A 14,692-nucleotide genomic window follows, 5' to 3' on the forward strand; every position below is an offset into this window, starting at 1 on the left:
TGACATCACCGCCTCTCATCAGGCATAAGCCGCGTCGGCCTGGACCTGAGTCAGGCGGCCGTTCTCGACTTTCAATACCCGGTCGGCCTGCTGGAAGTAAGCGTCGTCGTGAGTGATCACGATCACGGTCTTGCCCCGGGCTTTCAACTCCGGCAACAGCTCCATGTAGAACACTCGCTTGAAGGTCGGATCCTGGTCGGCGGCCCATTCGTCGAACAGATAAAACGGCTTGTCGTCCAGATACGCCGACACCAGCGCCAGTCGCTTGCGTTGGCCCGTGGACAGATCCACGGTGGAAAAGCGATCGTCGACGATGCTGACTTTATGCCCCAGCCCCAAGGCTTTTACATAACGCGTCGCTTCAGCGGTGCGGTGCTCGGCGTCCGGTCCGTCGTCGCCCAGCAAATGTTCGAACAGGTGGAAATCGGCAAACACGGCGGCGAAGTGCTGGCGGTATTGCTCGCGGTTGTCGTCGTCCACTTCCACGCCGTTGAGCACCACACAGCCGGCTTCCGGCGCATACAGCCCGAGCATCAGCATGGATAGCGTGGTCTTGCCACTGCCGTTGCCGCCGACCACAAACACCAGCTCACCCTGTTCCAGCGTCAAGTCCACTGGCCCGAGCATGAAGGGATGATCCTCATGTTCGCCGGGGTAGCGGTGGCACACACCATTGAGCAACAGGCGCATCGGGCCTTCCTTGGCGAACAGGTTACCGACCGGCGCGGCAGCCTGGGCTTCGGTGCTCAGCTCGGCGTCCAGTTGGCGAATGCGGTTCAGGGCGATGCTGGCCTGACGCAGCGAGGGCAGGGCGATCATCAGGTCGGAAATCGGCCGCACCAGATACAGCAATGTCACGGTGAAACTGGTCAGCACGGTAATCGATTGCGGCAGCCAGAACGGTACGACAAACAGCAGCACGCCGAGGTTGAGGTAGAACAGCAGCGTGCCCAGGTTGGCCACCACCGAATACCCGGCCATGCCGCGCAGGAACCGCACACGAAACTCATCGGCGCCCGGACGGATGACGCGCTCGACGAAGGCTTCGCCGCGGGCGTTGCTCAGTTGCAACTCCTTGCTGCCCTCGATCAGGCTGCGAAAGTGCTGATAAAGCACGTCCTTCTGTTGGCGCACCCGCTCCAGATGGCTTAACGGGCCCCGTTCAGCCAAGTGAAACGCGATCAAACCGACCAGCAGGAACAACGCCAGAATCAACAGCAACGACCACGACAACCAGGCCAGATAGGCGAAGCACGCCAACGTCACCACAGCGTTGACGAACAGCAGCGGCACCCACTCGAACGCGGCGGTAAAGGTGTGTACGTCTTCGGTGAGGATCACCAGCAAACGGTGTTTGCCCATGCCTTGCAGGCGTTTGAGCGGGGTGGCGAGCAGCTTGCGCGAGAGGTCGATGCGCATCTGGAAAATGGCGCTTTGGGTCAGGTGCAGCAGCGACAGTTCCGAACAAAGTTTGCTCAGCAGCATGCCGGCGCACAGCCCGAAAAACCCCAGGGCCAGTTCCGGCAATTGCTGCGGGTTGGCCAGCCCGCGGTTGATCAGAATCACCAGTCCCGCACTGGCCAGACCGCCCAGTGCACCGGTGATCGAGGCCAATGCCAACAGGCGTGCCGATTGGCGGTAAAGATAAAGAATCAAATTCATGCGACGGTTTCCGTCGAGGCCATGGCCAGCGACTTGGTGAGTTGTTCATGGAAGGCAGGCTGCCCGAGGATCGTGTCGTGATCGGCGGCGACCTGATGATGACAGGTTCGCTGGCTGATCGCGTCCCACTGCGCAGGCAGGGTCGGGCGCTCGACGAGGGTCTGTCCGGCCCACCACAGGTGCAGGGTGGCACGCACTGTGGGCACTGAATAGCCGTTGACCCAACGACGCGCGTCGGCCATCACATTCAAGGTCTGCTCGACGTAGTCTTGCGGTGCGTTGAGGCTCAGGCCGTTGGCAGTCGACCATTGCAGCAAGGCGAAACGCAATTGCTCCACGCGACCCAGCTCGGCAGAGGCCGTGCGCAGCTCCGTCAAACGTTCCGGGGCGAGTGCGGCCAGGCGCTGGCGACTGTCGCTGCTCAGCTCTTGTTGTACGATCGCCAACAGCGCTTCCCACGCCAGTGTTTCGTCCTCGGCGTGAAACGTGCTGTCGAACAACCCAAGCCACTCAACTGTTTGCCCTAGCGCTTCCAGTTGCCGGGTCAGTTCCAGCGCGAGCAATCCGCCCATGGACCAACCGCCCAGACGATACGGACCTTGCGCCTGAACCTGCTGGATCTGCGGCAAGTATTCGCTGGCCAATGCGACGAGGTCTTGATTACGCAGCGACTCGGACAACGCAATGCCATACACCGGCATCGCTTTCGGCAGCCCGGCGACCATCGGCAGATAGTGATGAACCCCGCCCGCCGGCTGGTGCAGGCAGAACAGCGGCACCTGTCCTGCTTCGCCGGCCTGCAAGGTGATGACGGCTGAGCGATTGTGCGGCTCGGTGATCTGCTCGGCGAGCCGGATCAGCGTCGGGTGCTGGAAGATCACGTTGACCGGCACTTCAATACCGAGCATGGCACGCAGCCTTGCGGTCATGCGCACCACCAGCAAGGAATGGCCACCGAGGGCGAAAAAGTCGTCGTGACGACCGATCACTTCGGCCTCCAGCAGTTCTTGCCAGACCGCCGCGAGCACCTGTTCGACATGACCTTCGGGCGCCGCGTAAGCCGCGAGGCTGCGGTTCGGCACCCGGGCCAGCAAGGCACGATGGTCGACCTTGCCATTGGCGGTGCGCGGCAGTTGCGCCAGCCACTGGATGTCGGCGGGAATCATGTGCGCCGGCAACAGGGTCGCCAGGGACTCACGCACAGCGTTGGCTTGAACCTCAGAGGCCGATTCAACGAAGGCACGCAAGCCCGGTTCGGCTTGGGTGGTGTCCAGCAAGACCACAGCCAGTCTTGCGCCGCTGACGCTGCACAGCGCAGTTTCGATTTCGCCCAGCTCGATGCGGTAACCGCGCAGTTTTATCTGCGAGTCCGTACGTCCGAGGAACACCAGTTGCCCGTCCAGATCTTGCCAGGCGAAATCGCCGGTGCGGTACAGACGTTGGCCGTCGAGAGCGGGATGACTGGCCCGGATGAATTTCTCGGCGCTCATCTGCGGCAGGCCCAGATAACCTTCGGACAATCCTGGTCCGGCAAGGTGGATTTCACCTTTGAGTCCCCGGGCCACGGGTGCGCCGTCGCTGTCGAGCAGGTACACCCGGGTGTGGGCGATGGCGCGACCGATGGGTACGGAACCCGCGTCCTGATCGGGCTGGCAGAGGGCGACGGTGCTCCACACCGAGGCTTCCGTCGGTCCGTATTCGTTGTACAGCTGCGCGTCGGGTTGGCGACGATAGTGGCTGTCGACCAGCGCTGGCGGGCAGCTTTCACCGGCGACAATCGCGGTGTTCAGCGGGCTCGGGCTGTCGCCCAGTTCGTCCAGCAACAATGCGTAAAGCGAAGGCAGCGCCAACAGGTGCGACACGCCGTGGTTGCGGATCAACCGGGCCAGTTGCAGCGGATCTTTCTGTTCGGTTTCGCTGGCCAGGTGCAGGCAACCGCCTTGGGCCAGGCTCCAGAACAGCCCGGCGATGGAGCTGTCGAAGGCGAACGACGACAGCAACAGGAAGCGTTGCACCGGCTGCGGATACCCCGCAAGCCGCGCCGCCAGGGAATGCAGGGCGTTGGCATGGCTGATGACCACGCCTTTGGGCTGGCCGGTACTGCCCGAGGTGTAGATCAGGTAGGCCGGTTGGTCTCGCGAGATTTTCGGCTCGTTCTGTAACGGCACTGCCGGCATCGCTTGATCGATCGCCAGCGCACTCGGCTGCCAGTCCGCCGGCAGGTCTTGCACGCGGGCGCGGTGGGTCAGCACCAGACGGGCCTGGCTGTCGCGCAGAATATGTTCGATGCGCTCGGTCGGGTAGGCCGGATCGATCGGTACGTAGCAGGCTCCAGCGCGCAGAATCGCCACCAGCGCCACCACCGCATCGATGTCCCGCGGCAGGAAGTGTGCAATCCGCGCGCCGGGTTCCAGGCCTTGGGCGAGCAGTTGCCGGGTAAGCGCACTGACACGCTGATCCAGCTCGGCGTGGCTCAAGGTGCCGCTCGGGCCGGTCACTGCCGGGCGTTGGGCGTTGGTGGTCGAGCCCTGAGCGAAGCAGGCGGCCAGGTTGGGCAGGGCGAAGGTGGCGGCATAAAGCTGTTCTTGCGCCGCGCTCAGGGTGGGCGAAGCAGCCAGTGCGGCGGTCACCCGTTGTTGCTCGGCGGCACTGCAAGTCGCCATGCGACTCAGGCTGGCGGACGGCTCACGTAAACTGTGCTCGATCACGCTCAGCAGTTGCTCGGCGAGGATCTCGACATGGGCCGAGGTGTAAAGCGCGGCATCAAAATGCAGTGACAAACCACTGGCTGAGCGCGGCTGATACTGCAACAGCAGCGCGCAACCGGCGCTGACACTGTCAGCCTGTTCGATCTGCCAACCGGCATCGTTCAGGGCACTGTGCGGCGTCATCGAGAGTTCGCGAAAGCCCACGTCCGATAACAACGGCACGTTGCTCAAGTGGCTTGGGTAGCTGTCCCGGGCATCGTTGAGCAGGCCGACGCGCTCGGTCAGTTGCTGGCACAGCGCGGCAAACGACAGCTCGGGCGCGGTGTCGAGGGTCAGCGGCAACGGTTCGCAAAACAGGCCGAGGGCATCGCCCAGCACATCCGGACGGGCCTGGTTCTCGTAGGCGAGCGTCAGGCGTTCGGCTTCGCTGTAGCGTTGCCACAAGGTGACCCAGGCGGCGAGCACGACAGTGCCGCTGCTGACACAGAGGCGGATCGCTTGCTGATCGAGGCGTTGCAGGGTCGCGCCGTCGAGTGGCAGTTGCACCCGGCCCAATTCGATAGGCGCGGATGGCGCTGTGTTCTGGCGCTGCCAGGGCAACGGCACATCCACAACCACCGCGCTGAATTGCTCATCCCAGAACCGCCGGCTCTGTTCGTCGTCCACCGACTCCAGGCGCCAGGCAGCGTAGTCGGCGTATTGCAGCGGCGGCTCTTGTGGCGCCGCTTGCAAGTAGCCCAGCGCCCACTCTTCGCCGAGGTAGCCCAGGCTGGTGCTGTCCAGATGCAGCGCTGGCAAATGAAGCGTTGCTGATCTGCCATCGACGTCCAGTTGTAGTTCAATTCCCAACGCCTGCAAATCAGCGGTCGAATCGTCGATCACCTGCATCGGCAGCGACAGCCCCGGCAGTTGCGGGTAACGGGTGCGCAGAATTTCGTGGCGTTGCATCAGCGCCAGCAAACTGGTGTTCAGCCGTGCACTGTCCAGCGGTTGTTCACTGCGAATGCGCAGCGTGGCCCGCTGTGCTGTCGGTGCCAGGCGGGTTTGTTGCAGGCGCCACAGGTGAGCCTGTTGTGGCGACAGTTCAAAGCCTTCCAATGGCGTGTTTTCGTGAGTCTGAGTCATGCTGAGACCTGTACAGAAAAGTGGGACATGAGCGTCAATTGGCCGATGACCATCATTGTTCGGCATCCTTCACGACACTGCGGCGACGGGCTTGGCCCAGGGTGCTCTGACGCGCGCTGCCGGCTTCACGCAGCGCGGCTTGAGCCTGGTCGCGACGGGTCTGTTGCAGTTGATTGAGTGGCTGCAGCAACTGGGCGACGCTGGTGTCGGCGTCCAGGGCGAGTTGCTCCAGCAGGCAGACGAACAGGCTGTCGAGCAGTTCGATGTAGGCACTGGCGTAACGCCCGGTGTCGTAGTCGTACACCACCAAAAGCCCTTCGCCGTCATCCACGACATTGATCAGCAGGTCCACATCCGAAGCCTGTGGCTCCAGCGCTCGCTCGCTGATCGCCAGACCTGGCAATTGCAGGTCCTGTTGACGGGTGTTCTGCACCACCAGTTTGACCTGGAAGAACGGTGTGTACCGCGCGTCCCGCTGCGGCAGCAGGTCGGCTACCAGCGCATCGAACGGCAAGTCCTGATGGGCAAAGGCATCCAGCGCCACACGTCGGGCATCGCTCAGCAGTTCATCAAATGTCTGCTCGGGCGTCACGCGGCAACGCAGCACCAACTGGTTGACGAAGAAGCCAACCATGTCTTCGGTCTGTTGCTGATGACGGTTGGCGATGTCGGTGCCCACCAGCAGGTCTTCACGTCCGGTCTGCTGATGCAGCAACACGTTCAGCGCACTGTGCAACAGCATGAACGGCGAAGCCTCGCGGGCCGCCGCCAACTCGCCGATGGCCCGGGCCAGCGATGCGGGCAGGCGACTGCGATGACGTGCACAACCGCCATGCTCGCGGGTCTGAGCGCCCGGCAACAACAGCGGCGCCGGGCTGGCTTGCAACTGCTGGCGCCAATAGGCCAGTTGTTGCTGCCAGACCGGACCCGGCAGGTGCGTGCGTTGCCACACGGCGAAGTCAGCGTATTGCAGGGTCGGGGGGGCGATGCGGGCAGCGGCGGTGCCAAAACCGGTGTAGTCCGTGGCCAGTTGATCCACCAGTTGTGCAATGGACCAGGCGTCCACGGCAATGTGGTGCATGGCGATGGCCAGTACGTGGGTCTGCGCGTCCAGTTGCAGCAATCGTGCACGAATCAACGGCGCCTGGGTCAAGTCGAACGGCTGGCCGAAGACCTCAGCCAATTGCACCTGGATGGCCGGTTCCTGTTCCTGTGCCGAGACATGCTGCAGATCGGTGACCGGCAGAGCAAATTCCTGCGCCGCTTCGATCCGCTGCCAGGGTTCACCGTGATCGCTGTGCACGGTGCTGCGCAGCACCTCATGACGGGCGATCAACTGCTCGAACGCCAGGCGCAGGGCTTCGACATTCAGTGCCCCGGTCAAGGTCAGGGCGAACGGAATATTGAAGCCGCTGGAGCCAGGGTTCAACTGCTCCAGGAACCACAGACGCTGTTGGGCAAACGACAGCGGCAACGGCTGCGAACGGTCTGCCCGAGTAATCGAAGGCAGGGCCATAGGCGTTGCCTGCAAGCGCGCGCCGTCGATGGCGCGCGCCAGGTTTTCCAGTACCGGGTGATCGAACACCGCACGCAGCGGCAGGTCCACCGCGAGCTGGCTGCGGATCCGCGAAACCACCAGCGTTGCCAGCAACGAGTGCCCGCCGAGGGCGAAGAAGTTGTCGTCGGCGCCGATCGCCGCCACGTTGAGAATCTGGGCCCAGATCGCGCCCAGTTGCTGCTCGGTCTCTGTGCTCAGCGAGCGTCGAAGACTCTGGTCACAGTTGTCCAGCGTCCGTGCGGTCAGCAGTTTGCGGTCGACCTTGCCGTTGGCGTTCTGCGGCAATGCCTCCAGCTGTTGCCAATGGGCCGGCACCATGTACGACGGCAGGCGTTGGCTCAGCCACTCGCGCAGTTCGGCCACCGGTGTGTCGTCGCCGGTCCAGTAGGCGACCAGTTGCAGGTCGCCACGCTGGTCGGCGTTGACGATCACGACCACCGCTTGCACCGCGGGATGACGACCGAGGTGATCTTCGATTTCTCCCAGTTCGATACGGTGACCACGAATTTTCACCTGCTGGTCGCGGCGACCGAGGAACTCGATCACCCCGTCTGCACGCCAGCGCCCCAGGTCACCGGTACGGTAGAAACGCGCGCCGGGTTCGAACGGGTGCGCGACGAACGCGGCCTGGGTTTTCTCCGGATCGTTCAGGTAACCACGACCGACGCCGACGCCACCGACGCAGATTTCCCCCGGTACGCCCACCGGCACCGGACGCAATGCTGCGTCCACCAGGTACAGATGGTTGTTGGCGGTCGGCCGGCCAATTGGCATCGCGTTGCCGCCTTCGCTCGGCACGCTGGTCAGCGGGTGGAAAGCCACGTCGTCCGAACACTCCGCCGGGCCGTAGGCATTCATCAACGGCACATGGGCAAAGCGGCTCAGCCATGCCTGAGCCAATACCGGCGGCAGGGCTTCACCGGTCGGCAGCAGCCAGCGCAGTGCCGACAGTTGCGTGTCGGTATGGGCGAGGTCGAGCAGGGCGCGGATCATCGTCGGCACGGCTTCGAGCACCGACAGTTGTTCGTTCTCCAGCGCTTCCAGCAGGCGCTCGGGGTCGTGGGCAATCACGTCCGGCAAGATATGCACGGTGGCGCCGAGGATCGGCGCGGCGAGGAACTGCCAGACCGAAATGTCGAACGCCGGGGAAGCGGTCTGGGCAATCCGGTCCGCGCTTGACAGGCCCAGCGTCGGCACCTTGCCAAAGATGTTGTTGAGCATGCCCCGTTGCTCGACCATCGCGCCTTTGGGCATGCCGGTGGAACCCGAGGTGAATATCACATAGGCCAGGTCGTCAGGGCTGCCCGCCATCAGCAGTGGTGTTGCGTCACCGGCCAGCCACAGGGTTTCGGTGCGCAGGCGTCGCGGTGTCTCAGCGCACGCGGCCAGTGCCGGGTCGATGACCGCGTCGGCACTTTCACTGGTCAACAGAATCGTTGCCCCGGACAGTTCGAGAATCTCGCTCAGGCGCTGTGGCGGATGCTTGATGTCCAACGGCAAATAGGCTGCGCCAGCCTTGAGCACGGCGATCATCATGCTCAGCAGCGGCAGGCCGCGTTCACCGGCCAGGGCCACCAGGGTGTCACGACCCGCGCCGGTTTCGATCAGCGCACGGGCCAGGCGGTTCGAGCGCTGATCCAGCTCGGCGTAGCTCAGGCTGTCGGCGCCACATACGGCAGCGATGCGTTGCGGATGCATCGCCACTTGCCGGGCGAACAGCTCGGCGTAGGTCTGGTCCAGCGGGAACTCGAGCTCACTGCGGTTCCAGTCCACCAGCAGGGTCTGGCGTTCCTCGGGCGTGAGCAGCGACAACGAGCTCAGTGGTGCGTCAGGCTGGGCAACCATTTGCGTCAGCAACTGACGCAGGTGGCCGAGCATGCGCTGCACGGTGTCGGCGTCAAAACGCGCGGCATCGTAGGTCAGGCGAATGCCCAGACGATCACCCGGGTAAAGCACCACGGTCATCGGGTAGTTGGTGTGCACGCGGTCTTCATAGATGTCGACGTTGAAGTCCACCTGACGATCCGACAGGCCGGCATCGAAGGGGGCGTTTTCGAACACCACCAGGCTGTCGAACAGCGAACGACCGTGCTCGATTTCACTCCAGCGTTGAATGTCCACCAGCGGCGCATGTTCGTAGGCACGCAACTCGAAGTTATGGGCGAACAGCGCTTGCAGCCACGGCACCACGCATTGTGAGTCGTCAACCTTGACCCGCAGCGGCAGGCTGTTGATGAACAGCCCGACAATGTCTTCCACGCCCGGCAAATCGGTCGGACGGCCCGACACCGTGACGCCGAACAGCACGTCGTCGCTGCCGCTGTAGCGCGACAACAGCAACGCCCAGGCGCCCTGAATCCAGGTGTTGGGCGTGAGTTGGTGCTGTTGGCACAAGGCGGTCAGTGCGCGGGTGTCGGCAATCGACAGGGTGACGTCAAGGTTGGCCACCGCTTCGACTGCTTGCTCGGTGACGGCCGGGCGATCCACCACCAGCGGCGTCGGCGCGCTGAAACCGGCCAGTTCGCGGGTCCAGAACTGTTCGGTAACGGACGTATCCTGGCATTGCAGCCAATGGATGTAGTTGCTGAACGATGGCAGTAACGGACGGGCCACGGGCTGACCCAGTACCCGCGCCTGGTAGTGGGCGAACAGGTCGGCCATCAACAGACCGAAGCACCAGGCATCGGTCAGAATGTGATGGAAGCTGCGCACGATCAGGAATTCCTGATCGGCCACCTGGAACACCCGAAGGAAGGTCAGCGGCGGGCGACGCATGTCGAAACCCTGACGGCATTCGGCGTCCAGCACCGCGTCCAGTTGGCGCTGGCGAGCGGCTACGTCGAGGCCACGCCAGTCGTACCAGGCGAATGCCGGGTCGGTCTCGTGGTAGACGCATTGCAGCGCGGCCTTGCCGTCTTGCCACCAGAAACCGGTGCGCAGCATCGGGTGCCGGGCCAGTTGTTGCTCCCAGGCGTATTCGATGGCGGTGCGGTCCAGTTCGCCGTCCCAGCGATAACGTTGCTGCATCAGATAAATGCCGCTGTTGGGACGCAGCAGGGTGTGCAGCAGCATGCCTTCCTGCATTGGCGACAGGGGCAGCAAGTCATCGATGCCGGCCCAGTCGAAGTGTGCGCCCAGGGTTGTGAGGTCGTGTCCGGCTGCGTGGCACAACGGGAACGTATGAGCGCCGGGAATGGCTTGCTCGGCGTCGGCGGCCAGCAAGTTCAGACGCTGTTCCAGCGCCTCGGCCCAGCGTTCGGCGCCCGGACCACGGCAATCGATCTGCAACTGACCTTGTTGCAGGCTGACAGACACGGTCACCCCGGCAGCATCAGTAGGCGCGCTGGCGGCAATGACCTCGCCCAGCGGTCCTTCGGATGCCTGCCATTCGCCGGCCATGATGATATGCACCGTCGGCTGCGGCAGGCTCAGCAGGGGATCACGCAGGTAGTCGTTATCAGCGAGGTAACGCAGCACACCGTAATCGTCACCGGCGTGCGGTGCGGCGGCCAGTTGCGCATCGACCTGTGCGAGCAACTGCGCAGCGCTGGCGCAAGGTGTCACGGTCAGACGCAGGGGGACCGCGTGGCTCAGGGCACCGATCACCGTGGCCGGGTTGAAATCGGTGCGGCTCAGGGGGCTGGTGAGCGGCAGGCGTGCGCGCTCGCAGCGGCCGCGATCCAGGCTCAGCCAAACATCTTGCCCGGCACTTTGCTGCGCCAGCTCCGCAGCGACTGCTGTGGCGACCAACGAGGCCCAGGGCGCATGGCTGCGCCGTTGCAGCAGGTTCAGGCGAGCGTTGAGCGGCGCCGGGATCTGCACGCGGGTTTCAGTTGCCACGGTGTTCTGCGGCGGGGTTGGTGGCAGGGTTTCGCCAGCGTATTGCAGCCAGTATTCCCAGGCCGATTCCAGCCCGTCTTCATCGGCTGCGTAGCTGTTCTGATGCTCGGCCCATTCATCCAGATTGCCGCCGTGACGCGGCAACTCGATCGCACGGTCGTATTGCGCTTGAGCCACGGCCAGCGTCAAGTCCGTCATCAGTAATGCCCAGGAGGCCGCATCCAGGCGCAGTGCATGGCTCACCAACAGCACAGCGTCGCCCTGTTCCGAAAGACAGGCATGCCAGCCTTCGCCCGCCGCGTGATCCAGCCCGGCCAGGGTGGTTTCGGCCAGTTCGGTCAATGCGTTCGAGTCATCGAGGTTCAGTGGCTGACGGCTGGCGCTGACCGGTTTAGGCGTGGCGGGCAGGGTTTGCGCCCAAGTGCCGTCCGCCTGCCGGGCCAGACCCAGTTGCAGCGCACGGTGTTGCTGTTGCAGGGCCAACACGGCGCGGTTCAACACCTCGACGGTGATCGGTGCATTCATGGCCACGCAGCGCCAGTCCGCTGTCAGTGGGCCGGCTTCGAGCCGAGCGTGCTGACCTGGTGTCAGCGGCACATTGCGCGCAGCACTGGACGTATCGCGGCTGTAGTTCGCCCCTTGGCTGATCACCGCAGAAATTTCGGCGATGGTGCGGTTTTCGAACAACTGCTTGGGCGTCAGCTTCATGCCGCGCTGGTGGGCGCGAGCGATGATCTGCAGGTTGAGAATCGAATCGCCGCCCAGGGCGAAGAAGTTGTCGTGAATGCCCACGCGTTCGACCCGCAACACATCCTGCCAGATCTCGGCGAAGGCGATTTCCACCGCATCTCGCGGGGCCTCGTAATTGTCCTGGCTGGCCGGGGCATCGGGCAATGGCAGGCGTGCGATGTCCGGTTTGCCGTTGGCGTTCAGCGGAATGGCATCCAGCGCGATGAAGTCCGACGGCACCATGTAATCCGGCACGCGCAGGGCCAGGTCATGGCGCAGCTTGTCGGCGGACATGGAGGTGCTTGCCACCAGCCAGGCGACCAGGCGTGGCGCCTCGTTGGCCGGTTGCACCACGCGCACCAGCACTTGCTGGAGGTTGCTCGACAGGCGTTTGATCTGTGCTTCGACTTCGCCCAGTTCGATGCGATAGCCGCGCAACTTGATCTGGTTGTCGACGCGCCCGAGGAACGCCAGTTCGCCGGATTCCAGCCAACGCACACGGTCACCGGTACGGTAGGCGCGGGGCAGGTCGGCAATGGCCGTGAAGCGTGCGGCGGTTTGCGTTGGATCGCCGAGGTAGTCCATGGCCAGGCCTTCGCCGCCCACCCACAGTTCGCCCGGCACGCCGACCGGCACGGGGTGACCGTGTTTGTCGAGGACCCGCAGTTGGCGGTTCGGTTGCGGATGGCCGAGCGGCTGCACACAGGCCAGTGGCGAGTCGATGCGTGACAGGCAAATGCCCACGGCACTTTCGGTCGGGCCGTAGTGGTTGTAGACCGCGAGTTCCGGGCGCAGCGCCCGGATCGTATCCAGTAATGCACCTTGCAGTGCTTCGCCGCCGAGTAACAAGGCGCGGCGCGGCAGCAGGCTGGCGTCGGGGTGAGCGGCGAGCAAACCGTGCAGGTGGTTGGGGGTGAGCTTGACCAGATCCGGGGTGAATTCGGCGAAGCACTGTGCCAGGGCGTTCGGGTCGGCACGGGTGTCGTCATCCACCAGCAGAAGGCTGCCACCGCTGACCAGAGCGCCGAATAACTGGGTGTAACCGAGGTCCGCCGCCAGGGTCGACAGCAGCGCATGGCGCCACGGTTGTTCAGCCTCGGCGCAACCCAATTCCGCGAGAATGCCAGTGACATAGGCGACGATGGCGCGATGAGACAGGCGCACGCCTTTCGGCGTACCGGTGGAGCCGGAGGTGTAGATCACATAGGCGCAAGCCTGTTGATCCACCGCTGGCAGGTCGATGCCGGTGGCGCGAGCCGAGGCGTCGATCACTTGTGCAGAGGCGGTGTCGAAGGTCGGCGCGCCGATGATGAAGTTCACTTCGGCACTGGCCATCAACGCACTCAGGCGCGAGGCCGGTTGGCCGAGGTCCAGCGGCAGGAAGCAGCCGCCGGCCTGCATCACTGCCAGCAGCGAAACCACTGCGTCGTTGCAACGGGGCAGGGCCAGCGCCACGCGATCACCCGGTTGCAGGCCGCGCTGACGCAACGCGCTGGCCAGTCCGGTCGAAGCTTCAAGCAGTTCGCCATAACTCAAGGCGCCGTTGGCGTCGCGCACGGCTTCACGCTCGGGGTGACGGCGGGCCTGGGCGGCGATCAGTTCATGCAGCGCAGCCTCAGGCAATTCGAGGGGTGCACCGTTGCCCCAGGTGCGAGTCAGGCTCAGTTCCTGCGGCGGGCACAGCGGTACATCGGTCAGTGGTCGATTGGCGTCGCGGCTCAGTTCCTCGATCAGCGTCACCAATTGCTGCAACAGGCGCGCACCAGCGGCATCGGACAAGCGTTTGCGCTGATGCACCAGATGCAACTGCAAGCATTCGCTTTCCATCGAAGCAATCAGCGACATCGGGTAGTTGTTGCGCCCACCCGTGTGGCGCAAAGGCGCGGAGTGTTCGGCATCCGGCAACCCGACGAGACCGTCGTCGATCTGATCGAGCTCCCGAGGGAACGGGAAGTTTTCGAACACCATGATCGCTTCAAACAACTCGCCACCAGGCGGCAGCGCGGTCAATGCCCGCAAACTGGCCAGCGGTGTGTGTTCGTGTTCGCGCATCTCGGCGTTCCAGTCCTGGATGCCCGCCAGCCATTGACCAACGGTTGGCGCATCGTCCCAGCGCACCCGCAACGGCAAGGTGTTGATGAACAGACCGACCATGCGCTCGACACCGCTCAGGCGCTGCGGACGGCCGGCCACAGTGACGCCGATCAGGGCTTCGTCGCTGCCGTTATGGCGGCCAAGCAGATAAGCGTAAGCCGCTTGCAGCAACGTGTTGACGGTCAGGTTGTTGTCGCGGGCGAAGCTGGTCAGGCGAGCGGTGGTGACGGCATCCAGCACACGCTGATGCTCGGTGCAGGGCAGGTGCGCTTCCACGTGATCGACAAGCAGACCGCGTGGGTCCAATTCGGGTATGCGGGTGGTGTGGGCGAAGTCTGCCAGACGGCTGCGCCAGAACTCATCGGCCGAAGGACGTTCGCTGAGGTATGCCACGTAATCCTGGAACGGACGCACGGTCTCCAGCGCGGCGTTTTGCCCGCGTCGTGCGGCGCGGTACAGATCGCGCCAGTCCGCCAGCAACGAACCAACGCTCCAGCCATCGAGCAACAGGTGATGGTGGGTCCACACCAGCGACCACTGCGCTTGTCCGTTCACATCGTCCAGTCGCGCCAGGGTCAAACGCATCAGCGGGGCCGCGCCCAGCTCGAAAGCCTGTGCGTGATCTTCCGCCGCCAATGCCGTCAGCCCTTGCGGGTTGCCGCGCAAGTCGACTTCGCGCAGCGGCAAGTCGACTTCCTTGAGAATGACCTGATAGGCGTCGTCCAGCTCTTCCCAGAGGAACGCCGTGCGCAACACCGCGTGGCGTTGCATCAAGGCCAGCCAGGCCTGACGGAAAGCATTGAGGTCGAGGTCACCGGCCAGCCCGATGTTCATCTGCTGGTAATAGACCCGGGACTCCGGCGCATAAGCCTCGTGGTACAGCAGGCCTTTTTGCAGGGGTGTCAGCGAATAGATGTTTTCGATTTGGTCATGCATGGCAGCAGTGTTCAATCCAGAAAAACGAGGAGGCACGTGC

The 14,692-nt window shown here is 63.8% G+C and carries 3 protein-coding genes; all 3 read right to left on the reverse strand.

Annotated elements, in window-relative coordinates:
- Nucleotides 1-18 precede the first annotated feature (18 nt).
- The 3 genes from PSH88_RS13325 to PSH88_RS13335 are packed head-to-tail and all read right to left on the reverse strand — an operon-like array spanning nucleotide 19 to nucleotide 14,652.
- Complete coding sequence (locus PSH88_RS13325) at nucleotides 19-1,662, reverse strand: cyclic peptide export ABC transporter (protein ID WP_305483549.1); 1,644 nt, start codon at nucleotides 1,660-1,662, stop codon at nucleotides 19-21.
- A complete protein-coding gene (locus tag PSH88_RS13330; protein WP_305426721.1) occupies nucleotides 1,659-5,495 on the reverse strand; it encodes a non-ribosomal peptide synthetase in 3,837 nt (1,278 codons plus the stop codon). Before PSH88_RS13330 ends, PSH88_RS13325 begins: the two co-directional genes overlap by 4 nt.
- 52 nt (nucleotides 5,496-5,547) lie before the next feature.
- Nucleotides 5,548-14,652 (reverse strand): non-ribosomal peptide synthetase, encoded by a 9,105-nt coding sequence (locus PSH88_RS13335; RefSeq protein ID WP_305426722.1) that lies wholly within the window; start codon nucleotides 14,650-14,652, stop codon nucleotides 5,548-5,550.
- Nucleotides 14,653-14,692: the final 40 nt, after the last annotated feature.

The organism is Pseudomonas wuhanensis (genome assembly GCF_030687395.1).
Taxonomy (GTDB): domain Bacteria; phylum Pseudomonadota; class Gammaproteobacteria; order Pseudomonadales; family Pseudomonadaceae; genus Aquipseudomonas; species Aquipseudomonas wuhanensis.

Coding starts and splice junctions, on each gene's coding strand:
- PSH88_RS13325 (WP_305483549.1), bottom strand. CDS start 1,662: ATGAATTTGATTCTTTATCTTTACCGCCAATCGGCACGCCTGTTGGCA.
- PSH88_RS13330 (WP_305426721.1), bottom strand. CDS start 5,495: ATGACTCAGACTCACGAAAACACGCCATTGGAAGGCTTTGAACTGTCG.
- PSH88_RS13335 (WP_305426722.1), bottom strand. CDS start 14,652: ATGCATGACCAAATCGAAAACATCTATTCGCTGACACCCCTGCAAAAA.